We start from the raw sequence: 25,089 nt of genomic DNA on the forward strand, positions 1-25,089 counted from the left end.
TTCGATTATGATTCTTACAATATTCGTAGCTCAGACCCGAGTCAATTCATGCGAGAAATCATTCTTATTTCATTTTTAGGACCTGACCAACCGAATCAGTTTACTCGATTGATGCAGGTGTTGTCCGTACATTCTTTGCAAATTTTAGATGTAGGACAAGCAGTTATCCATAACCAATTGACTCTCGGCATCGTGGTTGCTTCCGAAGACCAGACAGCAACGGCTTTGGCCATGAAAGATATTCTGATTTTAGCACACGATATTGGTCTTACTGTGCGCTTTAAACCGATCGATTCAGAAGATTATGAGCAATGGGTGAAAGAGGGTGGACGTACACGATATATCGTGACGGCATTGGCACCTGAACTTACCGCAGCACATTTGCAAGCAGTGACTAATATTGTTTCAAGTCAAGGGTTTAATATTGAAACAGTCACTCGTTTGTCTGGTCGCCCAACGTTGAATCATTTTGAAAATGAACCAAAACGTGCTTGTGTGCAATTTGGTTTGAGCGGTCAGATGTTAGATGCTGCAGCGATGCGAGCGGCATGTTTAAGTTTATCAAATGACCTTAGTGTCGATGTTGCAGTACAAGAAGACACGCCGTACCGTCGTAATCGTCGTTTAGTTTGCTTTGATATGGATTCAACGCTGATCGAACAAGAAGTGATTGATGAGCTTGCAATTGAAGCAGGTGTCGGTGCACAAGTCGCAGAAATTACTGAGCGTGCTATGCAAGGTGAGCTGGACTTTCAGAGCAGTTTCCGTGCGCGTGTGGCGCTACTGAAAGGTATGGATGCTTCTGTATTGCCTAAAATTGCAGAACGTTTAACGATTACTGAAGGTGCAGAACGTCTTATTTCAACCCTGAAATCTTTGGGTTATCGTACGGCTATTTTATCTGGTGGCTTCCAATACTTCGCTGAATATTTACAAGAAAAACTTGGGATTGATGAAGTTCATGCCAATATCTTGGATGTTCAAGATGGGCAGGTCACTGGCGAAGTTAAAGGGCATATTGTGGATGGCGCTCGTAAAGCATTTTTATTAGGCCAAATTGCGGATGAAATGGGCATTTCACTTGAGCAAACGATTGCAGTAGGTGATGGTGCGAATGATTTGCCAATGCTCTCTATAGCGGGCTTGGGCGTTGCATTCCGTGCTAAACCATTGGTGCGTCAAAATGCAAATCAAGCCATCTCAAGTGTTGGGTTGGATGGTGTTCTGTACCTGTTAGGTGTACATGATAAAGATTTAAGTCGAGCTTAAAATCAAAAAAAGCTTATTAAAAAGGCGACCAAATGGTCGCTTTTTTTTATCTAAGTGAATCATTCTTAGACAAATTTTAATCAGCTAAGTTCAGACGAAAAAACAGATGGTCATCATCGAAAAAAAGATGTTTTTGACAAAAAATTACGAGGTATTTTTTTGTAATGACACGCCAAGTTTGACTGATTCTGACTCTATGAAAAATGTCTAATCTTAAAAAATGTAATGACAAAAGAATGTTGCGACAATATGTGTCGCTTACAAAAGCATCAGGTCTTTTTTTCTGAAAAAAACTCACCATAATGCTTTCATAAACGCCAACAAGACCATTGAAGAAAGTGAAGCGTTATTTAATTTGTTGTGAAACACCATTAGGCAGTATTTGAAACATCTAAATTTTGACGGAGATTTTTATGGTCACTTTAACTTTTGCAACGATACTCGGATTTGCTCTGATCGCTCTAGCATTGGCGGCCGTATTCTTTTCACCTTATCGTCATTGGCTAGGGTTTATGTTGGCGGGTATGGTCTTCTGGGGTTTACTTGAAGGTATTCGTTATAGTGTCCAACACGTCTTTGACATGTCTTTGGCATATAGTTATTTAACAGCGATTAGCTTAGCCATGGTGGCTTTAACGGCTTTCTTACTTCGCGAAGATAGTCGTGCGCAAAAGGCTTTAGAAAATCGTCGTTATATTGAACATACTCCTGTATATGAGGACGATTAAATCCTACTCATGACAAATGATATGTAGACCAAAACTGCGTGGTAACAATTTTATATTTAAAGGTGTATCAAAATGATATACCTTTTTTTTGCCTATACGTTTTGTTAAACAAAGCTGCATTTCCTTACTTATAAGATATGCTAGGATGAATCAATTATTTTTGATATTAAAAAAACGGACTTAAATTGTCATGAAACTATCTTCAATACCTGTTGTGAAATTACCTATCGTTGATGCAAGCACAGATCCACTAGACCTTTTGGTGTTAGGTTTGGCGTTGCGTATGAAACAATTGTCACGTACGAGTCCAAAATTTATTGAGTTAATTCATGATCGTCAGTTCCGTATTCAAATAGGTACAGATCTAGGTGTTGCACGTCAGATTTTAGTCAACAATGGTCAGATTGATTCTGTTTCAGGTGATGCAGAGAAAGCAGATTTCGTACTTCAGTTTGCTGATAGCGAGCAAGGTGTTAAAACCCTGTTGAAAGGTGATCCAACTGCATTCATGACGGGTATGCAAAATGGCAGTATTAAAATGGAAGGTGATTTCAGCTTATTGGTATGGTTTAACCAAGTCGCTAAATTAATTCCACCAAAAATTCCTAAACCTGTAAAAGAAAAAATACAATTTGCTCGTCAATTTATTAAAGAAAAGACAGGTAAGTAATACAGCACCTAAATACGGACTTTTCTCGTTTTGATTCTAGAGATGAGTATTGAAATGCAAGAAAAAAAGCCCTCATCAGAGGGCTTTTCTAGTCATTCAACTTCAAGATTGAAGGTTACCGGACCATCATTGATGAGATGCACTTTCATATCCGCTGCAAAGATTCCGGTTTGTACATGTTCAAACTGAGATTTTGCGTATTCAACTAACTGTTCATACAGTTCTTTTGCTTCGAGAGGCGGCATTGCAGGGCCGAAGTCAGGACGCAAACCTTTTTGGGTTTGTGCCATCAGGGTAAATTGCGAGACTAATAATAATCCGCCTCCGACTTGGCTAAGATTCCAACCCATTTTTCCTTGGTCATCATCAAAAAAACGGTATTTTAAAATCTTATCGATGAGCTTCTTACCTTTTTCAAAGTTATCTTCTTTGCCAATACCAATAAAAACTAAAATCCCTTTTTCGATTTGACCAGTAATCTCACCATCCACAACGACTTTCGCTTCAAGGACGCGTTGGAGTAAAGCACGCATAATTCAACCAAGTTTGATGTTTTTTAATTCAAATGAATTGTATCAAATTGGAAAAAAGAAAAGGGATAAAGTCGTCATCTATCCTAATAAGTCATTGATAAAAAAATAATTAATCGGAGTATATACTTTTAATCTAATAAAGCGATTGAAATAATAAAAATTAACCTTTTTACCAATTTTGTTAAAGAAGGTAATTTACGCGTGCAGGAAAGGTAAATTTGAGAGAGAAAACGATGTTTAAGCGTTCAATGTTGGTTGCAATGCTTGCAACTGCGACAGCAGCATCAGCTGCACCATTAACAAAAGATAACGGCGCACCAGTGGGTGATAACCAAAACTCAATCACTGCAGGTCCAAATGGTTCTGTATTATTACAAGATGTACAGTTGATTCAAAAACTTCAACGTTTCGGTCGTGAGCGTATCCCCGAGCGTGTTGTACACGCACGTGGTACGGGAGCTTATGGTGAATTCGTTGCAACTAAAGATTTATCAGATCTTACTATTGCTTCACTTTTCAAAGCAGGTACGAAAACTCCAGTATTCTTACGCTTCTCTACAGTAATTCATGGTAAGCATTCTCCAGAAACTTTACGTGACCCACATGGCTTCGCAATTAAGTTTTATACTCAAGAAGGTAACTGGGATTTAGTTGGTAACCAAACGCCTGTATTCTTCATTCGTGATGCGATCAAGTTCCCAGACTTCATCCACGCAATGAAACCAAGCCCAATTGACAACGTTCAAGACGCTAATCGCGTATTTGACTTCTTGTCTAGCCAGCCATGGGCAACAAATATGTTGACTTATGTATATGGTAACCAAGGTGTTCCTACGAGCTACCGTGAACAAGACGGTTTCGGTGTACATGCATTTAAATTGTACAACGACAAAGGCGAATATAAATACGTTAAATTTAACTTCCGTTCTAAGCAAGGTGTTAAAGGTCTAAACGTTAAAGAAGCTGCTGAATTACAAGGTAAAGACTTCAACCACTTAACGAATGATCTTTATAAGAACATCAATGCGGGCAATTTCCCGAAATGGGATCTTTATATCCAAGTGTTGGATCCTAAAGATTTGAATAGCTTCGATTTCGATCCACTTGATCCAACTAAAATCTGGCCTACTGATTTAGTACCAGAAACAAAAGTGGGTACTTTGACATTAAATCGTATGCCGAAGAATTTCTTCCAAGAAACGGAACAAGTTGCTTTAGCACCAGGTAATTTAGTACCAGGTATCGAGCCATCAGAAGACCGCTTACTTCAAGGTCGTATCTTCTCTTACTCTGATACACAAATGTACCGTTTGGGTGCAAATCACCAGCAAATTCCAGTAAACCGCCCATTGGTAAATGTGAACAACAATAACCAAGATGGTTATATGAATGTTGGTGCAACTTCATCTAACGTGAACTATGAACCAAGCCGTATGGAGCCAAAACCATCTACAGCGAAAGCTCGTGCTGTTGAAACTCCACTTTCTGGTACGGTTCAGCAACGTGGTGTGAAGGAGCAAAACTTTAAGCAAGCGGGTGATTTATACCGTTCATACTCTGCTAAAGAGAAATCTGACCTCATTATGAACTTAGCAGCTGATCTTGGTAACGTAAAAGATTCAGAAACTAAACACATCATGTTGTCTTATTTCTATAAAGCAGATGCGGATTACGGCACACGTATGACTAAAGCTGTAAACGGTAACTTAGCGACTGTTAAAGCGAAAGCGGCAGCTTTAAAAGACTAATCAAGATTAGTCCTTGGATTGGTGATTAGGGTCTAAGGTGTCACCTCAAAAAAGTCCTGTAAAACTCAATTCCTTTCCTGCAACCCTAGGGGAGTTTTACAGGCATTCGTTATCGAATTTAAACTCAGGTGAGGGAAGAATGAAAAATATTGTATATAGTTTATTAATCGCTTTACTGAGTTTAAGTTCAGTAATGCTTCACGCTCAAACGACGTCTGTCAGTAGCTCACAACAATCAGATCAGAAAGAAGTGATTGACTTATTTTTTGCAGCAGCGAAAACAGGAAACAAAGAAGTTATTCATGAATTTTTGAAACATGGTTTTCCAGTCAATATTAAAAACCATGCTGGTTTTACACCATTAATGATGGCGACCTACTATGGTCATCAAGATATTGTAACGACTCTATTGGAAAACGGCGCAGACCGCTGTGCTCGTGATAATAAGGGTAATACAGCTTTGATGGGTGCTATCTTTAAGCTTGAATGGTCAATTGCCAAACAATTACGCCAGGTCGATTGTGATGCTCAAGCAAAACAGACAGGACACAAGACCACAGAAGAATTCGCAAAAGTTATTGGGCAAGATAAAGCATTGAAAGCTTTGACTGAGTCATATAGTCAAGACAATGCAAAAGAATAATCAGTTTAAGTTTTAGTAATTAGTCGAATAATCTTCGACAATTACTAAAACGAGCTATGAATCGCAACAAAATGTGCTTTAATGCAATAAGTTGCTAAAAACTGAAAAATAATATGTCTGCCATTATTCAATCCTTACTTGATACTGACTTGTATAAATTCACGATGCTACAAGTGGTATTACATCAATTTCCTCAAACGGATAGTGTCTATCAATTTCGTTGTCGTAACCTTGAAGATACAGCCTATCCACTCGTGGATATATTAGAGGAACTGAACGAACAGTTAGATTTACTGTGTCAGCTCAAATTTAAAGAAGATGAATTACAATATTTAAGAAGTTTACGCTTTATTAAAAGTGATTTTGTAGACTATTTAGAATTATTCCAACTTAAGCGCCGCTTTATTAAAGCCAGTATCGATGATCAAGGTCGTTTAGATATTCGTATCGAAGGACCTATGGTTCAAGCAATGATGTTTGAAATTTTTGTGCTTGCAATCGTCAATGAACTCTATTTTCGTCGTATTCGCGATGAGCAGGTATTGGCAGAAGGAGAGCGCCGTCTTAAAGCTAAAATTGAATTGTTGAAACACTATGAAAGTAGTCAACAACCCAATGATCCACCATTCCTTGTTTCCGATTTTGGAACACGCCGTCGCTATAGTTTTGACTGGCAGAAACATGTGGTGGAAGAGTTTAATAAGGCTGCACCACATATTTTTCGTGGCACAAGTAATGTTTTATTGGCAAAGCAGTTGGGTATTACACCCATTGGTACGATGGCGCATGAATTTTTACAAGCTTTCCAAGCACTTGATGTTCGCTTACGTGATTTCCAAAAAGCTGCACTTGAAACTTGGGTGCAGGAATATCGCGGAGATTTAGGCATTGCACTGACAGATGTTGTTGGTATGGATGCATTCCTAAGAGACTTTGATTTGTATTTTGCCAAATTGTTTGATGGTCTACGACATGACAGTGGTGATCCATATGAGTGGGGCGATAAAGCCTACGCACATTATAAAAAATTAAAAATTGACAGCAAAACTAAAATGCTCACTTTCAGTGATGGTCTAAACTTAGAGAAGGCATGGGATTTGCATCAATATTTTAAAGATCGTTTCCAAGTCAGTTTCGGGATTGGTACTAACCTCACCAATGATATGGGACAAACTGCTTTGAATATTGTTTTAAAGTTAGTCGAATGCAATGGTCAATCGGTAGCTAAACTCTCTGATAGTCCAGGAAAAACGATGACTGATAATGATACCTTCCTCGCATATTTGCGTCAGGTATTTGATGTTGAGTCTCCTTAATCATAATTTCCCTTTTCTGATTTTTTGCTAATACCATGCAAAAAATCAGAATAATTTTGAAAAAGTCTTGTGCTAAGATTTGAACAAGGCCAATAGAACTATTCAATAAATATGACCACTAACGCTTTTGATTTCGGTCTGCTCATTGAAGCAGAACAACTTGTTCCTCATTTAGGAAGTGAAAAGTTACGTATTGTTGATTTGACCCGAAGTTCGGTCTATGAGCAATTACATATTCCGCATGCTATACATCTGAAGCCAAAATTTTTAGTGCGCCAAGAGGAACAAACTACGGGTTTATTGCCTGATGATGAAGGGCTTCAGCAGCTAGTCCAGATATTAAACATATCACCTGAGCATCATGTCGTGGTCTATGATGATGAAGGTGGGGCATGGGCTGGTCGATTGATCTGGAATCTACACTGTATGGGTTTTTATAACACCAGTTTATTAAATGGTGGTATTCATGCATGGTTAGGCGCCAACTATCCTACGTCTTCAGAAGTTGAAGAGGTTCAGCCAGTCACATGTCTTTTTCAAGTTAAGACATCCAATGTTGATCAACACCGTATTGATTATTCAACTTTAATAAAAAAAATTGAAAATAAAACTTGCCAAGTATGGGACTGCCGAACGGCTGAGGAGTATACCGGGCAACGTCTCGCGGCACGTCGTGGTGGACATATTCCAACGGCTAGACATTTTGAGTGGAGTACTGCACTTAATCGTCAAAATCATTTAAAATTGCACCCCTTAGAACGCACGCAACAACGTTTAGAACAATTGGGCTTTCAATTTGATCAGCCAGTCGTCGTATATTGTCAGTCTCATCACCGTTCAGGTTTAGCTTACATTATTGGTCGATTACTGGGTTGGGATATCCAAGCTTATGATGGTGCGTGGAGCGAGTGGGGCAACCGCCTCGACAGTCCAATCATTACTGGAGAGTCACCTGAGTGAGTCTGACAAATTTAAAAAAGAAACTATTTATTCAAGCGCAGCAAATCGTCCCGCAACAAAAACTCAGCCGTTTGGTGGGTAAAGTCGCAGCTAGTGAAAACCCAGTATTAAAGAATGTTGTCATTCAAGCATTTAAAGCAAAATATGGCATTGATATGTCAATTGCTGAGCAACAAAATGCCTTGAAATTTAAATCCTTTAATGAGTTTTTCACTCGCTCTTTGAAAACAGGCGTTCGTTCAATTGATCCTAATCCTAAAAGTGTCGTGTCACCTGCAGACGGTGCAATTTCACAATTAGGTAAAATCAATGAGGGCGATATTTTTCAGGCAAAAGGTCAAAGCTTTTCAGTTGAAAAGTTAATTGGTGATCCTCAATTGGCAGCACCATTCAAAAATGGTGAATTTGCAACAGTGTACTTATCACCGCGTGATTATCATCGTGTGCATATGCCTTATTCTGGTACATTGACTGAAACTTTATATATTCCAGGTGAATTATTTTCAGTCAACCAAACTACAGCTGAAAATATTCCGGGTTTGTTTGCACGTAATGAACGAATGGTATGTTTATTCGATACTGATATTGGTCGTATGGCTGTTGTTTTAGTTGGCGCAATGATTGTTGCTGGAATTGAAACTGTTGCGACAGGTAAAGTAAAACCAACAGGTCGCTTAGAGCTGAACCATCATGCGATGAAACTTGAAAAAGGTGATGAGCTCGGACGTTTTTATTTGGGTTCAACGGCTGTAGTTTTGTTTGAGAAAGATAAAATGCAATGGGACCAAGCATTTAAGGCGAACTCAACTGTAGTAATGGGTGAAGCGTTGGGTCATCTTATTTGAGTATATCTTTTGAATAAGAAAAGCGCCTAAGGCGCTTTTTTTTATTCGTGCATTTTATACAAGCGTTCTTTGGGAAACACGGCAATAAATGTAGAGCCTTCGTTTTCTTTCGACTCGATTTCAATATGTGCGCCATGTTGCATAAGTACGTGCTTAACGATGGCAAGGCCTAAACCAGTACCACCTGTTTGACGACTGCGTGCACTATCCACACGATAAAAACGCTCAGTTAAACGCGGTAAGTGTTTTGGATCAATTCCAATACCAGTATCCTGAACAGAAAAATAGCCACGTTCTCCATCATCATGCCAGCCGATGGTGATGGTGCCACCTTTCGGGGTGTACTTTATGGCATTGGTAATTAAGTTGCTAAATGCACTCGCCAATTCCATATCTGAACCAATTAAGTCACAGTGGCTGTCTATATCAAGGTTAAGTGTATGACCATAATCAATATTGTAAGCTTGCGCATCATCAAACAGATGGTTCATTAAACTTGGCATTTCGATAATTTGATTTTTCGCAATTTGTTTTTCATTTTCTAAACGAGACAAAAGCAAAAGATCATTGACCAATGCATTCATGCGTTTAGTTTGCGATTGCATTTGTTCAAAGGCACGTTTCCAACGCGGATTGATATCTTCTTGATCTGTGAATGTTTCGATATACCCACTTAACACTGTGAGTGGTGTTCTTAATTCATGTGAAATATTGTCAACAAAATCTGAACGCATTTGCTCGAGATTTTTCATACGCGTAATGTCGTGCGCAACTAAGAGGCGACTTTCATTGCCAAAGCGAGTCAGTTTGATTTGCGCGTACTTATTATCATGGTTCACCAATTTAATTTTTACACCATCTGGTGCTTGATGGGTATTATGAAAATATTCAATAAAATCTGGCTGGCGAATAATCGTGAGCAGGTTGCGGCCACGATCAACAGCTTGAATGCCAAATAACTTTTCCGCAGCAGGATTCCACCATTCGATTTGATGGGAATCATCCGTAAGAATAATCGCTTCTGATAAAGCCACGAGAGAAGATTGAGTTCGATCGATCAGTCCAACCATTTCAGACTGAACAATACGTTCTTGGCGTTGAGCCCGATATACATTGAACAGTAATGCCCCCCAGATTCCATTTAAATTTGGTGGTACATCGTAAGGACGATTCGAAATCCAATCATTGACTAAATATAATGAGCGTAATTGGATACCAAAAAATATGAGACAGGCAATGCCTAAGCATATCCAAAGATAGCCAATCCCTAACCCGATACAGCCCGCAATAATCAGTAGAAATACCAGTAAACGTAAGTCTTGCTTGGCAAAAGTCCATAAACTGCTATATAGAAACTTTTGATGTTCACGTGCCAATTCTGGGACGGGGTAGGGTTCGTACATAAAATCTAAATTAACCTAAAGCAACATCAGCTCGTGTTGAAAAACGATAGCCAGTACCACGCACAGTTTGAACATAACGGTCTGCACCATAAGGTTCGAGCACCTTACGTAAGCGACGGATATGGACGTCGATGGTTCTGTCTTCAATATACACATTTCCACCCCATACCTGATCAAGTAATTGAGCACGGGTATAGGCACGTTCTGGATGAGTCATAAAGAATGCCAATAGACGATATTCTGTTGGCCCCATATCAAGAATATTTTGATTATAGCTGACACGTTGGCTTACTGGGTCAAGAATTAAGCCATTTGCATCAATGGTTTTTTCGCCATTTAACGCATTTGCACGTCTTAACACCGCTTTAATACGGGATACCAACTCACGTGTTGAAAATGGTTTCGTCATATAGTCATCTGCTCCAGCATCAAGACCTTGAACTTTATGGTCTTCTTCGCCACGCGCAGTCAACATAATGACTGGAATTTCGGAAAGTGTTTCATCACGCTTAAGGCGACGACACAAATCTACGCCACTCACGCCACCCGGTAACATCCAGTCGAGTAGGATAAGCGCTGGACGTTGATCAACAATCATTTGATGTGCTTGTTTCGCATCTTCTGCTTCCAAGCATTGAAAGCCTGCCATATCTAAAGAAGTATGGATCATTTCCCGAATTGGGAGCTCGTCGTCGACAATTAAAATGTAGTCATCTTTCACAACGCAATATCCTATGATGAACGGTGAACCGTTTTATATTTATGACAGGCTTATTACAAAGATTAATTATGACAGTATCATTGCAAGATGGAAATCGAAGTTAAATATAGCAATGTTTTGTGACAATTAGGCTGATATTTTGGCTCATTGATATTTATTAATTTGAAATTAAATCAATATCTTAAATTTACTTACGATTTGTCACAATTTCTTCATCTTAATTTGATGCTACTTTTTCATTAGATCATTCAATAGGGCGAGAAAAACGGTTTTACATGCCTGAACGACCTCAGCACGTGGAAGTTTAAAACCACCTACTACCCAGCGAACAGCAACTTGAGTGACATAGCCATTTAGACCAGTTGCAATCAAGGAGATCTCTTTTTCAGTGAGATGGGTATGTGGCATCATTAATGTGACAAAGGCATGAATCATTCGGTCGAAACGGCCCATTGTTTCTTGAATGGTTGCATGATTATGAAGTTCTTGGACGAGCATTGCATCAATATAAATAATCCGAGCGGTACGCGGATCATCTTCTAAAAAACTAAAGAACGCATTTAGACCTGCATCAATCATGTTTAGAGGCTCAGGAGAGGCTTTCATAATAGCTTGCATTAATGTTTGTTGAAGCTTCTCAATCAGTTCTAAAAAGATCGTTTGGAATAAGTTTTCACTTTTCTTAAAAGATTCATAAAAGTAACGTTCAGTTAATTTCGCTTGTGTGCAAATATCTTTAACGGTTACTGAGAAAAAACCATGAGTTCCATATGCTTCAATACCCGCTTCAATAAGTTTCTCACGGCGTGCTTGTTTGCGTTCAGTTAAGGACATCCCTTTAAATTGACGCTCTTTTGCGGGAGGCTTTTCAATCGCTTGCTCGTGTTCTGATGGAGTGAGGTTCTCTGGGTTCATAGCAATTCGAGTCTTTTTATAAAAGTGTTATGCTGCGGTCAGTATAGAGTACTGATCAGCTAAAGATACTAAATTGGCCTATAGTAACAATAAAAATGGTCGATAGTTACATTGACAATAATAATTGTCAAAATTATAGTGAACATGAATGACCCAGATCAACGCTGTGGTGCATAAAAATCAAAAAAAGGATTCACAATGAAAAATTTTAAAAACAAAGTGGCTGCAATCACAGGTGCAGGTTCTGGTATTGGTCAACAACTTGCGGTGTTACTGGCTAAGCAAGGTTGTCATTTGTCTTTAAGTGACGTAAATGAAAAGGGCTTAGCAGAAACAGTTGAACTGACGAAGAATGCAAATGTACGAGTCACAACCAAGAAAGTAGATGTTGCGAATCGTGACGAAGTTAAAGCATGGGCGGCTGAAACTGTACAGAATCATGGTTCAGTGAACATGATTTTCAACAATGCTGGGGTGGCATTAGGTTCGACCGTTGAAGGTGCAACATACGAAGAGTTGGAATGGATTGTTAATATTAACTTCTGGGGTGTTGTGTACGGCACCAAAGAATTCTTACCATATATTAAGAAAACAGGTGATGGACACATTATCAACATTTCAAGTCTATTCGGTTTAACTGCGCAACCAACTCAGTCTGCTTATAATGCAACTAAATTTGCTGTACGTGGTTTCACTGAATCTCTTCGTCAAGAGCTAGATATTGAAAATGTGGGTGTGAGCGCGCTTTGCGTACATCCAGGCGGCATTCGTACCAATATTGCGAAAGCTGCAAAAATGAATGACAGTTTAAAATCTTTGGGCATGAATCCACAGAAATCTGCACAGACATTTGATAAATTATTACGTTGTCCACCTGAAGAAGCAGCGCGTCAAATTCTAGAAGCAGTGCAAAAAGATCGCCGTCGTTTACTGATTGGTAACGATGCGAAAGTGATTGATTTAATGCAACGTGTGATGCCAACGGGCTATCAAAAAGTGACTGCATTTGCGACTAAAATGAGTAAACGTTTCGATTCTAAATAATTGTTAAAAAAACCCGCGTCATGCGGGTTTTTTATTTTCTTGATTTCTAATTTAAATCAGTACTTGAACAGTTTTCTTTTTCCAAACAAATTGATAATACAAACCTTGCATCACACATAAGCAAACGAAGGCCAAAGCATAAGCGTACCAGATTCCCGCCAGCCCCCACCATGCGCTAAATAGATAAGCTGCTGGGAGTTCTATACAGAGTATGGCTACAATATTGATGATCATTGGCATAGTCACAGTGCCACTTGCACGCATAATTGAGGCGAAAATAGCACTCGCGCCAAAAAATAAAATTGACCACAGCACAATAAACAATAATTGTTGCCCGAGTATCACGACTTTTTCATCTGTAATAAATAATGCCATGAGATATTTTGAGAACAAATAAGCCAAGATTACGAGCCCGCCTGTAAAGACAAAATTCATGCCCAGTGCTGTTTTAGTTACACGTGATAAAGAATCCGCTTTACCTGCACCAATCGCTTGAGCCCCAAAAATAGAAGCGGCAATTGCGATAGACAGAGCAGGGAATTGGATATAGTTCAAAACCTGATTGACTGCGCCATAAGCAGCTGTTGCTTCTGAACCATAGCGATTGACCAAGCCGACAATGACTAAACCTGCCACAGAAGTCGTGACCATTTGAATGCCAGTAGGAACGCCAAGCCTGAGAATAATTTTGCTTAGTTCAGGATTGTGGCGTACATGTTTACACATTGCTAAATCTGGACGTAATGGATGATTTTTTTTATTTAAATAAACGTACAGAAAAATAAGCACGGCCAGATAACCCACAATCGTGGCGATGGCAGGTGCAATGATACCCAATTGAGGAAATCCAAAATATCCAGCGATGAGAACAGGGGTAATAAAGAGCCCAATTAAACTGGTCATTCCCAAAGCGATGAGAGGTGTAATGCTATCACCGACACCACGTAAGATAGAGGTATAAATAATATAAATAAAAAGGAGTGGGCTACCTGCTAACATCCATTGAACATAAGGCAAAGATAAATGCATGACACTTGGGTCTGTGCCCAAGGCCTCAAGAATGTGGCGTGCAGATAGAACACCTAAAATGGCAATAATCGTCCCGCCGATCAATGTCATAAAAATAGTAGAGCCGACAACCGCTCTTACTTTTTCTAAATTTTGTGCTCCCCACGCTTGACCAACCAATACCGTCGAGCCAGCCGAAAGCCCAATTACGAAAGCCAAGAGACAGAACAAAATAGGGAAGAAGACGGAAACAGCAGCAATTGCTTGGACGCCCATCATTTGCCCGACGAAGATCGTATTAATTGTGCCTGATAAATTTTGCAGGATATTGGTTGCAATCAGCGGAACTAAAAAAACTAAAAAAACTTTCCAGAAACCAGGTTCATCAATCGGCCGTAAGGTTCTCGCCATATATAAGTCTTATCCATTATTGTTTTCTATATCAACGGATTGACCTTAACACCTTATCATTCAAATTGCTTTAGTAATAAAGTAATCCGTCTCGTCTCTTTTCGTTATTGTGATTGAACCTTCGTTAAAATTTCTCCTGCAAGATGCAAGGTTTCCTCTCGTTTTGCAAAACAGACCCGAACGAGCTTCAGATCTTGAGGTGGCTGTTGATAAAACACTGATATAGGAATCGCTACCAGTTTGTGTTGTTCTGCAAGATATTGGCACATTTCTATATCTGTGAGCTCAGGTCTTAGTGTACTGAAATCTAAGTTTTGAAAATAAGTTCCTGGTGACGGCAGATATTGAAATTTTGAATGTTGAATTCCATGGATGAATAAGTCACGTTTAGCTTGATAAAAATTGGGGAGATCTAAAATATGTTCAGGATGTTGTTCGATGAATTGATTAAGCGCGACTTGAATCGGATGGACACCACAGAAATTGGCAAATTGATAAATTTGACGAAATACTTTCATCAGTGCCTGAGGTGCAACGCAATATCCAGTTTTCCAACCAGTAACATGAAACGTTTTTCCGAATGAACCAATCACAAAACTACGATCTCGAAGTTCAGGAAAACTAAGCGCAGAATAATGTTGTTGACCATCAAACACTAAATGTTCATAGACCTCGTCAGAAAGTACACAAATGTTTTTATCCTGAATCAACTCGATCAGTTGTTGCCAATCTTGCTTGGACCAAATTGCACCTGAGGGATTATGTGGTGTATTTACAATGATTAATCGCGTTCGTTCATTTATTCGATCTTTCACCACATTCCAGTCAACATGGAAGTCTGGATGTACCAAGTTGATATGGATCGCTTGCGCCCCAGCGAGTTTCACTGCAGGTGCATAACTGTCATAAGCAGGATCGAAAATAATTACTTCATCTCCAGCATTTACAACAGCTTGAATCGCACACAAAATTGCAGTCGTTGCACCAGGTGTAATGGTAATTTCGCTGATCGGGTCTAAATGGACTTGGTCTCGTTGGCAGAATTGGGCTGCAATTTTTTGTCTTAAACTCAGCAGACCGTCACCAGGTGGATATTGGTTATAGCCTTGTTGTGTGGCTTGAGCTAAAGCTGCAATTAATTCAGGAGGAGGTGGAAAATCAGGAAAACCTTGAGAAAGATTTAACGCGTTCAACTTTTGGGCGAGTGCTGACATCACGCTAAAAATAGTGACACCTAAGTCTGGTAATTTAGATTCAATTTTAATCATGCTGGATAGTAATATTTAGCCCGTTTCTTCGTAGTTTAGCAGTTGAAATGCCTGCACTAAATACAAATATCTGCGACATATTCGTTTTAATTTTCATAAGATTCTAATGATCTTCAATTAAGTTTAAAACCTTAGATGATCTATGTGATCTCATGTTAAAAATGATTGATCTGACTTTGCTTCATTTCATTTTTTAACCAATTTAAAAAAATAATCTTCCGAGGATCTTCAATAAATCTAGTATGGGACAGTAGATAATAGGCAGAACCATCCTGAAGAATTGGTGTTATTTTTTTTACAGACTTGAGCTCTAATTCTTTTTCAATCATGTAGATAGAAATGATCGTCTTTCCTAAGCCAGCCAAGCAGCCTTCTAAGCATAAGTAAAAATGCTCTAATTCTATTTTGGAATGTTTCTTCAGAATATCTTTGAGTTCATCCAATTGGTGTAATTTTTTTGAAAAATAAGGGCGTGATTTAGAAATTAACAATTCTTTGGTTTTAGGGTGGTGAGATGCTTGGACTGCCACAATATATTCATCGCCAATTTTCTCACTAAACAGATGCGATCCCCATTCAAAATCATTTCTTCGTATTGCGATATCGATATTATCTTTTTCAAAGTCGACTACACCACCACCTGTGAGCAAAACCACTTCAAAATCATGTCCAAGTTTTTTAAATTCAACAAGTCGTGGAATTAACCACTTCATCGAAATGGTTGGTTCACAGGACAGTACCAATTGTTTGTTTTCAGTTTTATTTTGAGTTAGTCCAATTAAACAATCATCCAATTGATTGAAAATATTCTGAGCGCAATGAAAAAGAGTTTCTCCTTCTTTGGTGAGTATCAAGGTTTTATTTCGTCGTTCAAATAATGTGATATTTAATATTTCTTCGAGATTGTAAATTTGCTTACTGACGGCACTTTGCGTAACAAATAATTTCTTTGCTGCAATCGTGACACTGCTGTATTTAGCGACAAAATAAAAAAACTTCAGTGAATTCAAAGATATTTTTTCTACCATTCCAAAAACTCATGTATTTTTAGTCGATTTTATTGATTTTATTTTTTTAACTTTTGTTCAAAATGAAGATTACCAAAAGCAAAATAAAGCTAATACAATGGAAAATATATTAAAATTCAGTCCATTTAACAAGCAGCATCTCGATGAATACACATATTCAAAAGAGATAATCAACAAGGGTTATGCATTTATTGATTTAAATACATTCCAAGAAATACAGAAAAATAATAATTTTCACGATGTTAATGAGCAAGATGTCAGTGATTTTATAGACAGTTGGAACGCTCTAGATTTAGATCAATTTATGTCGGATAAAGGTAAATATCGAACAAGAAAACATGCAACTTTTACTATTAATGATAAGCATAAAATTTTACTGAAAAATTCTTATATTCCTCATTTTCAGACGATTGAATACAACACTTTGAATGGTGGAATTGCGAGATATTTTTCAGAGATTGATAAAAATACAATTGAAAATCCAATTTTTAGAAATTTACTACAATTCGCATATCTCACCTTTTCAGAAATTGAAACTGAAAATTGGTTTATCGAAGCGCATCAATTTCGCATTGAAGCAAAATTTAACGATAGTGGTAAGCCAACCCCTGAGGGGATACATCGCGATGGGGTGGATTTCGTTTTAATGGCCATGATCAACCGTCAAAATGTTCAGGGTGGAATGACCCGAATTTATGACTTAAATAAGAATTTGAAAGCAGAATTTATGCTTGAAAATTTTTTAGATATCGCACTTGTGGATGATCATCAGGTCTATCACAGCGTAACGGAAATCAAAGTCAATGATTTTACGTTGGGTGATATTGGATTAAGAGATGTATTAGTGATCACGTTTAAAAAGGCATAATGAATGGGTGAGTTTATAGCAGTTATTCTCATCACCATACTCGCTGTTGTGAGTCCTGGTGCTGATTTCGCTATCGTGACAAAAAACAGTTACTTATATGGTAGAAGGATAGGTGTTCTCACTTCACTGGGAATTTCTTTAGGTGTGTTGATTCATGTGACTTATACGCTCATTGCTGTCGCATTTGTCATGGCGTATACACCTCAAATTCTAAATATTGTGAAGTATATTGGAGCCATCTATCTCATCTATATCGGTTATAAAACTTTTGTACAAAGTCCGGTTGTCGAGACGTCATCAACTGCTGCAATTAATCCTTTTCAAGCAGTGAAATATGGCTTTTTCACCAATGCACTTAATCCTAAAACGACTTTATTTGTGATTAGTACATACACTCAGATCATCAGTGTGAGTACGCCGAAAGCGATTCTGGTCGGTTATGGGCTATTTATGTCTTTTGCTCATTTTTTATGGTTTGGATTGGTGGCTTTGCTTTTTTCATCGATTGTTTTAAGACAGAAAATGTTAGCTAAGCAAGTACAGATTAACAGAGTGATTGGAACTGTATTATGTCTGCTAGGGATAGCACTTCTGTTTGCTAAATTTCAATAATAGGGTAGCAATATGAAAAAGATGGCTTTTATCGATATGGAAGGTGTTCTTGTCCCTGAAATATGGAAACACTTTTCAAATGTATACAATATCCCAGAGTTGGCGATTACAACTCGAGAAGTCGCAGACTATAAGTCTCTGATGGAATTTAGAATTAATTTACTGAAAGAAAATAAAATTCCTTTAAAACAATTAATCGATGACATTAAAGAACTGGATGTCATTCCAGATGCTAAGGAGTTTTTAGAATATTTGCAAAAGGCTGAAAATTTTGAAGTTAACATTATTTCAGATTGCTTTTATGAGTTTTTATTTCCCTTTTTTGAAAAATTAAATCTTCCTGTTAAAAATACATATTGTCATCACTTAGAAATTGGACCAGATGGATTTATAGAAAATGTTCTGTATACACGAGATAAAGGGAAACATGAAATTATTGTAAAGTTCCAAAAAGAAAACGTTTCAATGACCAATAGTATTGCGATCGGTGATGCATTCAATGATTTTTCGATGTTGCATTTAGTTGATTATGGTTTTTTATTTCAACCCTCAGAAGACGTGAGAAAGAACTCCCCAGCTTATTTTTGTAAAGTAGACTCTTATCAAGATATTATTTCACATTTAAATCGTAAAAAAATTATGTAACCTTATAATATTATTATGGTTTATATAAGATGAAGTAGATAGGAATGACTCTAGTGATAGCTTAGTTCTTTAAATGGATTAAGAATAATAAATACAGCCCATTCATGCAGAAATGGGCTTTTTGATGACGTCAATTCACAATGAATTCAATTTTAGTCAGCGACCAAATTTAAATTTCATTTCTAAGTTAAATCAAAAATTCAACTGCTGCTCGGATGATCCCTAACACTAAACCGATAAATGCACCAACGACAACACCGTTGACGCGAATCATATGTAAGTCACCACCGACTTCATTTTCAATTTTATCGATCATTTCTCGTGAGTCCCATTCGTGAATGCGTTCACTGATAAATAAAATGACTTTTTCGCTGTATTGATCACTGAGATTGACTGCCATTGAACTCATTTTTTCATTTAATAATTGGCGTAATGCAGGATTGGAAATGATGTTTTGACCGACTTGTTGAATCGCAACACGTAAATTTTCAGCTATACCTGAATCTGCTTTCTCCAAATCTTCACGAATGGCATTGCACAGAATGACGACAGCACCAGTAATAAAATTTAAAACTTGAGGACTATCTAACAATGCATTTTTAGTTTCATTTAATTTAAGACTCGCCTGACTTTCAGGATTTGCGAGTTCAGTCATTAAATGCTGTGCAATACTCTCAATTTTTTGACGCCATGGATGCTCTGGATCTGCCAACATTGACTCGACACGCTCTATTAAAGAGTCAATCGTTCTTTGTTGAACATCGATACCGATCCAACTTGCGCCTTTGGCTAAACGCCACACTCCGAGTTCTTTAAATAGGGTGCGGGTTAGCTCCCGAGTTTGTTCAGGATGTGAAGTCACCCAACCGTGCGCAACATCGAGACCACGTTGTAAAACATCTTGGTGGAAGTCATTTTCTAATACGGCACGAATCATTTCACTGGCCAGGGTATTGATTTGAGTGTTCTTTACCCATTGCACACTGTTAGTTTGAATAAACCTACCGACTTGTTCTTGTCCAACAAACTCAAAAACTTTAGGCACTGTCTGTTGAATCACTTGAGTCACTTGACGATTGTTATCTGGATTGGCTAGCCATTGTCCTACTGCCAAACTCACATCTGTTTGACTCAAGCTTTTTGCCACAATCTGTGGCGATAGGAAGTTTTCTTGAACAAAACGTCCCATGGATTCTGCAATACGCGCTTTGTTACGTGGAATAATTTCGGTGTGATCTTTTAAAAACTTAGGAATAGGGATACGGCCGAATGGGTTCCGAAACAAAACCGTAATGGCATACCAATCTGCTAAACCACCAACCACACCTGCTTCAGCAGACAACATTAAAATATGAATAAGCCAAACATATTCTGGAAAAATTTTGGCAGCCACCATGAGCGATATCCAAGCCAATACAGCGACAACCAGTGCGATCATGGCAAACCGTTTGCTTCGATCCAGACTAGGGGTAGTCATTGTTGGTGATACACTCATGCATAATTCCTATGTAAGCTGTTGTATTAATATTATTTTATTGTGATTGAGAAGGCTGTGTTTGTACAGGCAGTATGTCGCCTGTAGCACTTAAACCATATTTAGACCCTAAGGCCTGTAAAATTAAACGTGCATCAAAAGCATCTTGAGGTGCTGTTTTTTGATCTTTAAAACAGGTGATGGTATAGGCTACTTGAACTGGCTCTAAACTGACCACCTGTGGCACATCATAAAAAGGATCAAAGAACATAGGATGTCTACGATATCCATAACCATACGGGTAAGGATTGGAATAAACCACAGCTTGACGAGGTGGTTGTTGTGTGCGATTGCTTGGATCATCTTGGACTTTAAAAAAATGAAAGCCCTGTTTGACTGTTGTTTGTGCAGCTTTAAGTAAGGTTATTTCTTCAGCTGTACCATAGCTCATGTTAGATGAGCCTTGAAAACTAATACGATACGTTGATTGGTTCAAGGGAATAGTTGCGAATTGCCCAAGCTGATCAAATGTACGCGGTTTACTTGGCGTCGTGGCACAACCAGACAGCAGGAGCATGCCAGATAATCCCAAAATCATGCATAAGTTTTTCATTTCGCTCTCCTGAAGTCTGTTGTGTCAATATCAATTTAGAAGCTACTGTTTGGCTGTTTTAAGAATTCTATTTCCTCAGGCGTAGAGAGACGATTTAAAATTTCATTACGATGAGGATAGCGGCCGAAACGTTCAATGATGACTTGATGCTTTTTCTCAAAGTCTAAATTTACAGGGTTGCCTAATGCCTCAAACAAACGAAGCGCTTGAGTGTGAATGATTTTTGATTCGCTATGCATGAAAGGCATATATAAGAAGCTACGTTGTTCAGGTTCCAGTTCGAGATCTAAACCAAGACGAACCGCTTCTTGAGCTAGCCCAAGTGCTAATGGATCTTGGGCAAAAGATTCAGCTTTGCCACGATAAACATTACGAGAAAATTGATCCAAGACAATGATTTCTGCTAAGCGTCCTAAAGCAGTTTCCCGCCATGTCCATAGTTCGCCTGCGGCAGCTTGTTGGATGGTGTGACCAAATTGCGCTTGAATAAGTTGATCGAAAGCATCGCTTTTCGCAAACCAATGTGGTTGAGTTTCAGCACTGAACCAAAAATCTATAACGTTGTGATAATTCATATTCTTTACAGTTTGTTAGCATTTATTCTGCAATAAAATCACAAATTTCAGATGTCTTAAAGACTAAGATTGTGTTAAAAATTTGCCAAAATAAAAGGTTTATCCAACTGAAATGTATATGCAAACTGCATTTGGGAATATAAATCACGGTATACTTGATATAAATCAATAATTTTTTATCTCAGTCGTTCTTCTAGATAAGCGAGTAAGTAATGAGTCAACCCGAAGCGCTCTCTGAAACAATTTTACCAAATTGGGTGGATTCGACGGTGTTTAAAGGTATGTTACGAGGCATTGAGCGCGAAAGCCTAAGGATGCAAAGTGATGGCTTTATCTCCCAGAAAGATCATCCTAAGGGTTTAGGCTCTGCGTTAACTCATCCTCATATTACGACAGATTATTCTGAAGCCTTACTTGAGTTTATTACGCCTCCTCAATCTTCAATTTCTGAAGCATTAAGCTACTTAGAAGATATTCATGCTTTCACCCATCGACACCTAGAAGATGGTGAAAAGCTATGGCCAATGTCGATGCCATGTATGTTGGATGATGAAGAAGAAAGCATTCGTCTTGCGCAATATGGCTCATCCAATATCGGTAAATTCAAAACTTTATACCGCCGTGGTTTAGGTGTACGTTATGGTCGTCGTATGCAGACGATTTCAGGTGTACATTACAATGTTTCATTCCCTGATGCGTTGTTTGAGCAGTTGCAAGCAAACGAGCAAGATGAAGCTTTAAAACAGCTCAGTTTGCAGGATTATCGCAGCCATCGATATTTCGCTTTAATTCGAAATTTCATTCGTTTAACCCCATTGGTTATGTTCCTGATAGGTGCAAGCCCATCAGTCTGTCGTTGTTTTATGACGGGTCGTGAACATCATTTATTGCCTTTAATTAAGGGAACATTGTATTTGCCATATGCCACTGCATTGCGTATGGGGCGCTTTGGATATCAAAACTCGGCGCAGAAAGAGTTAGGTATTCATTACAATGATTTGAAAGGATATTTAGCAGGCTTACAAAAGGCGGTGAAAACGTCTTATGCTGCTTTCAGTCGTTTGGGATTAGATGACGAAGCGGGCGAACCGATCCAAATTAATGATCACGTACTGCAAATTGAAAATGAGTACTACAGTCTTGTACGCCCTAAACAAGTACCACAGTCTGGTGAAACACCATCTGATGCATTAGCAAACCGTGGTGTAGGGTATGTAGAATTGCGCGCAGTAGATGTGAATCCATACAGCCCTATTGGTATCAATGAAGATACTGCAGGCTTCTTAGAGGTATTAGCGCTTTATTGTTTATTAAAAGACAGTCCTGAGCTGCTAGATGATGAACTTGAAGTGATTGAACAAAACCAGCAAGAAGTTGTGAATCGTGGACGTGCGCCAAATGCTGCCATTGTTGAAAATGGTCAATCAATTGAAATTGAGACATGGGCAAATCAATATCTCAAACAGATGCAGCCTTTAGCAGAAAAGTTAGATCAAGCTCACTCGACCTCGTTGTATTCTGATGCAATGCAAATTATGCAATCACGAGTAGATGAAGTGGATGAAACCTTCTCTGCGAAAATAGTAGAAGATACAGTAAAACATAGTGGTACTTGGAGCTTAGGTAGTGTGCTCGCGCATCAACATGCTAATCATTATCAAAATTATGTGTTATCTCAGGATAAAATCACCTATTTTGAACAACTTACAGTGCAATCACTTGAGCAGCAACAACAGTTGGAAGCAGAGTCTAGTTTAAGCTTTAAAGAATATCTAAAAGCATATCGATAAAAATATTGAGGAAAGTATATGCAGTGGCAAAATTACCGCATGGTGAGTGGCCTGTTGTTTATAGCCAGCGTGATTGGAATGGCCTTCGCGTTGTATCTCGAACATGTCCAAGGTCTTGAACCTTGTCCATTGTGTGTATTTCAACGGTTAGGTCTGATCGGATTGGGGCTGATTTCTTTTATTGCGTTTCTACACAATCCCGTCCGTAATGGTTTAAAACGAGTATATGCTTTCCTAGGGACATTATCGATTTTATGGTCAGCGGGTGTTGCTGCACGTCATGTCTGGCTGCAGAGTTTACCTCCAGATAAAGTGCCAAGTTGTGGTCCTGGTTTAGATTATTTGGTAGATGCTTTGCCGCTTAAAACAGTGCTTCAACAAGTGCTGTCAGGATCAGGGGAATGTGCGGTGGTAGACTGGACTTTCCTAGGTCAGTCTTTACCTGTATGGTCTTTGGTATTTTTTAGTATTTTGCTGATCATCTCGATTTGGCAGTTATTCAGAAAGTATCCTGCTTAAAATAAAAAAGCCAACTAATAGTTGGCTTTTTTATTGAAGATGGTCAGGTTTCTACGATTCCTTCCATGCTTTCTAATTTGATTAAATATTTACGGATTTGCTCTTCAGCTAATTCATCGTGATGTGGATAGAACCATTTAACGATTTGCTCAGCAACACTGGAATGGTATTGAATTTCCATATGATTGAGCCCGTAGAACACCGCTTTATGTGATTCTGGCAATTTCAGTTGGAATCGCGGATTTGGATGCTCACCCAAAGCACTTTGCACACTCACTAAGTAATCGCCAATGACTTTGAGTGTGCGATTTTTACGATTTTCAAACTCAATTGTTCCAGCTACTAGGAATGTATTGATATGTGAAGGCAGCGGTGCAGGTTTACGATTATCATCCATCATGCCAATACGAGCGTGATTGTGTTCCCAGTCATCATCACGGACACTACCATGGCGTAAATCCAAAATACCATCACTGCGAATATTCACAATGTGGCTGGCTAACTTGATGATGGGAAAGTGTCCAATTTTTTCTTGAACGGCAAAGCCAATACGTTCTAGAACCGCACCATGATGTGGAGAACCTAAGCAGACCAAATTCTCTGCCATGTGAAACCATTGATGGAGATTTTGTTTACCATAAAACAAAGCACTCCGAGAAACCAAACCACCCATACTGTGACCGATTAAATCAAGGCTGGTGATACGTGGATTGTGCTTTACCAAGTCTTCAAGCATATTGGCCAACGAACGACCATTCGCTGAAATTCTGCGACCAGTGTTGTAATGCAAATAAAGCATGGTGTTGTTGTCGCGTTGTGCAAGCAGTTTTTCACCAATACCGCCATAGTTGCGATTCGTCCAATCAAGATGATTCATGCACAGACCATGGCAAAAGATCACGACACGACCTGACAGGTCACCCTGTTGTAACTCTCCATAGTGATCATACAGATTACTGGTAATCGCCAACGGATTTTGATTTTTGAGTAAATAGTCGCCAATCACACCATTAAGAGCACTGACCAAAAAAATCATTTTTGGCGTGAGGGGCTTATCATGGAGTTTCGGAAATTGATCAATGATTTTGCGCAGGGCTGGTGCGACCAAATAATTTCCGTAATTTAGAAGCGTGTCATATGAAAATTGATATAACTTTCGAACGTAGGTTTTCTTTTGAAATTCTTTTGATGTTTTTTTACTTAAACCAAATACGGTTAAGAGCACTTCACGTTGAAGCGATTGAATGAGATTTTGAACAGCATGGTTGATTGGAGTGCTGACCAGTTGTGCCAAACCTTCAAGCACATCGGCCTGACTCGGAGGAGATCGATCCCATTTACAATAGGTTTCATGTAGTGGCGTTAAACTCGGCATCTAGTCTTATCCTGATAGTGCATGATCATCTAAAGACACTTTATTTTTAGCAATGATCACTGTATAAAATTCCTTGTATTTATCTTATGTTGTTCATCCCGAACAATT

Annotated in this window: 25 protein-coding genes; 14 read left to right on the forward strand and 11 right to left on the reverse strand. The window is 38.6% G+C overall.

The genetic code is table 11. The features are described 5' to 3' along the window. Positions 1 to 48: 48 nt before the first annotated feature. The 3 genes from serB (at position 49) to AC1M87_RS01840 (ending at position 2,667) form a co-directional block, all read left to right on the forward strand. Entirely contained in the window at positions 49 to 1,269 is a 1,221-nt protein-coding gene (serB, locus tag AC1M87_RS01830; protein WP_180028375.1) for a phosphoserine phosphatase SerB, read from the forward strand. 413 nt (positions 1,270 to 1,682) lie between these two features. Then, on the forward strand, positions 1,683 to 1,997 hold the full coding sequence (gene aciT, locus AC1M87_RS01835) for a ciprofloxacin tolerance protein AciT (RefSeq protein WP_481592790.1): 315 nt from the start codon (positions 1,683 to 1,685) through the stop codon (positions 1,995 to 1,997). A 190-nt stretch (positions 1,998 to 2,187) separates the two neighbouring features. Further along, the gene (locus AC1M87_RS01840) at positions 2,188 to 2,667 is read left to right on the forward strand and encodes an SCP-2 sterol transfer family protein (RefSeq protein WP_481592791.1); all 480 of its coding nucleotides are present in this window, start codon (positions 2,188 to 2,190) and stop codon (positions 2,665 to 2,667) included. Positions 2,668 to 2,759: 92 nt separating this feature from the next. Here the strand turns inward: AC1M87_RS01840 and dtd are convergent, their stop codons facing one another. Continuing rightward, positions 2,760 to 3,200 carry a D-aminoacyl-tRNA deacylase gene (gene dtd, locus AC1M87_RS01845; RefSeq protein WP_481592792.1) on the reverse strand — a complete coding sequence of 147 codons (441 nt, stop codon included), beginning with the start codon at positions 3,198 to 3,200 and terminating at the stop codon, positions 2,760 to 2,762. 233 nt (positions 3,201 to 3,433) lie between these two features. Here dtd and AC1M87_RS01850 point away from each other — a divergent pair, with 233 nt between their 5' ends. From AC1M87_RS01850 to asd, 5 genes are all read left to right on the forward strand, one after another. Next, entirely contained in the window at positions 3,434 to 4,948 is a 1,515-nt protein-coding gene (locus tag AC1M87_RS01850) for a catalase (protein WP_481592793.1), read from the forward strand. Between the two features lie 193 nt (positions 4,949 to 5,141). Beyond that, on the forward strand, positions 5,142 to 5,591 hold the full coding sequence (locus AC1M87_RS01855; RefSeq protein ID WP_481592881.1) for an ankyrin repeat domain-containing protein: 450 nt from the start codon (positions 5,142 to 5,144) through the stop codon (positions 5,589 to 5,591). A 113-nt stretch (positions 5,592 to 5,704) separates the two neighbouring features. Next, positions 5,705 to 6,907, forward strand: coding sequence for a nicotinate phosphoribosyltransferase (gene pncB / locus AC1M87_RS01860; protein ID WP_035264803.1), 1,203 nt, complete (start codon positions 5,705 to 5,707; stop codon positions 6,905 to 6,907). Positions 6,908 to 7,018: 111 nt separating this feature from the next. After that, positions 7,019 to 7,867, forward strand: a complete 849-nt coding sequence (locus tag AC1M87_RS01865) for a sulfurtransferase (RefSeq protein WP_180028378.1) — start codon at positions 7,019 to 7,021, stop codon at positions 7,865 to 7,867. Then, positions 7,864 to 8,712, forward strand: coding sequence for an archaetidylserine decarboxylase (gene asd, locus AC1M87_RS01870; protein ID WP_035264801.1), 849 nt, complete (start codon positions 7,864 to 7,866; stop codon positions 8,710 to 8,712). The genes AC1M87_RS01865 and asd overlap by 4 nt, the downstream gene beginning before the upstream one ends. 41 nt (positions 8,713 to 8,753) lie before the next feature. Here asd and phoR read toward each other — a convergent pair whose 3' ends face one another. The 3 genes from phoR to AC1M87_RS01885 form a co-directional block, all read right to left on the reverse strand. After that, the gene (phoR, locus tag AC1M87_RS01875; protein ID WP_035264800.1) at positions 8,754 to 10,115 is read right to left on the reverse strand and encodes a phosphate regulon sensor histidine kinase PhoR; all 1,362 of its coding nucleotides are present in this window, start codon (positions 10,113 to 10,115) and stop codon (positions 8,754 to 8,756) included. A gap of 10 nt (positions 10,116 to 10,125) precedes the next feature. Next, complete coding sequence (gene phoB / locus AC1M87_RS01880; RefSeq protein ID WP_035264799.1) at positions 10,126 to 10,836, reverse strand: phosphate regulon transcriptional regulator PhoB; 711 nt, start codon at positions 10,834 to 10,836, stop codon at positions 10,126 to 10,128. Between the two features lie 228 nt (positions 10,837 to 11,064). Continuing rightward, positions 11,065 to 11,751 carry a TetR/AcrR family transcriptional regulator gene (locus AC1M87_RS01885; protein WP_035264798.1) on the reverse strand — a complete coding sequence of 229 codons (687 nt, stop codon included), beginning with the start codon at positions 11,749 to 11,751 and terminating at the stop codon, positions 11,065 to 11,067. A gap of 198 nt (positions 11,752 to 11,949) precedes the next feature. Between AC1M87_RS01885 and AC1M87_RS01890 the strand changes: the two genes are divergently transcribed. Continuing rightward, entirely contained in the window at positions 11,950 to 12,795 is an 846-nt protein-coding gene (locus AC1M87_RS01890; protein WP_035264797.1) for an SDR family NAD(P)-dependent oxidoreductase, read from the forward strand. 51 nt (positions 12,796 to 12,846) lie between these two features. Here AC1M87_RS01890 and AC1M87_RS01895 read toward each other — a convergent pair whose 3' ends face one another. From AC1M87_RS01895 to AC1M87_RS01905, 3 genes are all read right to left on the reverse strand, one after another. After that, positions 12,847 to 14,214 (reverse strand): MATE family efflux transporter, encoded by a 1,368-nt coding sequence (locus AC1M87_RS01895; protein ID WP_092766554.1) that lies wholly within the window; start codon positions 14,212 to 14,214, stop codon positions 12,847 to 12,849. Between the two features lie 104 nt (positions 14,215 to 14,318). Then, complete coding sequence (locus tag AC1M87_RS01900; protein WP_481592794.1) at positions 14,319 to 15,482, reverse strand: methionine aminotransferase; 1,164 nt, start codon at positions 15,480 to 15,482, stop codon at positions 14,319 to 14,321. Between the two features lie 155 nt (positions 15,483 to 15,637). Next, on the reverse strand, positions 15,638 to 16,510 hold the full coding sequence (locus tag AC1M87_RS01905) for a LysR family transcriptional regulator (protein WP_481592795.1): 873 nt from the start codon (positions 16,508 to 16,510) through the stop codon (positions 15,638 to 15,640). 97 nt (positions 16,511 to 16,607) lie between these two features. Here AC1M87_RS01905 and AC1M87_RS01910 point away from each other — a divergent pair, with 97 nt between their 5' ends. Genes AC1M87_RS01910 through thrH form a run of 3 tightly spaced genes read left to right on the forward strand, consistent with a single transcriptional unit; the run spans position 16,608 to position 18,635 of the window. After that, entirely contained in the window at positions 16,608 to 17,378 is a 771-nt protein-coding gene (locus tag AC1M87_RS01910; protein ID WP_481592796.1) for a 2OG-Fe dioxygenase family protein, read from the forward strand. A gap of 3 nt (positions 17,379 to 17,381) precedes the next feature. Continuing rightward, positions 17,382 to 17,990, forward strand: coding sequence for a LysE family translocator (locus tag AC1M87_RS01915; RefSeq protein ID WP_035264787.1), 609 nt, complete (start codon positions 17,382 to 17,384; stop codon positions 17,988 to 17,990). 12 nt (positions 17,991 to 18,002) lie between these two features. Continuing rightward, on the forward strand, positions 18,003 to 18,635 hold the full coding sequence (thrH, locus tag AC1M87_RS01920) for a bifunctional phosphoserine phosphatase/homoserine phosphotransferase ThrH (RefSeq protein ID WP_092766549.1): 633 nt from the start codon (positions 18,003 to 18,005) through the stop codon (positions 18,633 to 18,635). 187 nt (positions 18,636 to 18,822) lie between these two features. Here thrH and AC1M87_RS01925 read toward each other — a convergent pair whose 3' ends face one another. Genes AC1M87_RS01925 through AC1M87_RS01935 form a run of 3 tightly spaced genes read right to left on the reverse strand, consistent with a single transcriptional unit; the run spans position 18,823 to position 21,297 of the window. Then, positions 18,823 to 20,130: a DUF445 domain-containing protein gene (locus AC1M87_RS01925; protein ID WP_481591972.1), complete on the reverse strand. Its 1,308-nt coding sequence runs from the start codon at positions 20,128 to 20,130 to the stop codon at positions 18,823 to 18,825. A gap of 37 nt (positions 20,131 to 20,167) precedes the next feature. Further along, entirely contained in the window at positions 20,168 to 20,722 is a 555-nt protein-coding gene (locus AC1M87_RS01930) for a CC0125/CC1285 family lipoprotein (protein ID WP_481592797.1), read from the reverse strand. A 35-nt stretch (positions 20,723 to 20,757) separates the two neighbouring features. Further along, positions 20,758 to 21,297, reverse strand: a complete 540-nt coding sequence (locus AC1M87_RS01935; RefSeq protein WP_035264779.1) for a DUF924 family protein — start codon at positions 21,295 to 21,297, stop codon at positions 20,758 to 20,760. Between the two features lie 212 nt (positions 21,298 to 21,509). Here AC1M87_RS01935 and gshA point away from each other — a divergent pair, with 212 nt between their 5' ends. Both gshA and AC1M87_RS01945 read left to right on the forward strand, forming a co-directional pair. Next, on the forward strand, positions 21,510 to 23,087 hold the full coding sequence (gene gshA / locus AC1M87_RS01940; RefSeq protein ID WP_481592798.1) for a glutamate--cysteine ligase: 1,578 nt from the start codon (positions 21,510 to 21,512) through the stop codon (positions 23,085 to 23,087). Between the two features lie 18 nt (positions 23,088 to 23,105). Next, the gene (locus AC1M87_RS01945) at positions 23,106 to 23,606 is read left to right on the forward strand and encodes a disulfide bond formation protein B (RefSeq protein WP_481592799.1); all 501 of its coding nucleotides are present in this window, start codon (positions 23,106 to 23,108) and stop codon (positions 23,604 to 23,606) included. A gap of 43 nt (positions 23,607 to 23,649) precedes the next feature. Here AC1M87_RS01945 and AC1M87_RS01950 read toward each other — a convergent pair whose 3' ends face one another. Beyond that, a complete protein-coding gene (locus tag AC1M87_RS01950) occupies positions 23,650 to 24,981 on the reverse strand; it encodes a PGAP1-like alpha/beta domain-containing protein (protein WP_481592800.1) in 1,332 nt (443 codons plus the stop codon). Positions 24,982 to 25,089 lie beyond the last annotated feature (108 nt).

The sequence above is a fragment of the Acinetobacter sp. 24-47-62 genome (genome assembly GCF_056779765.1).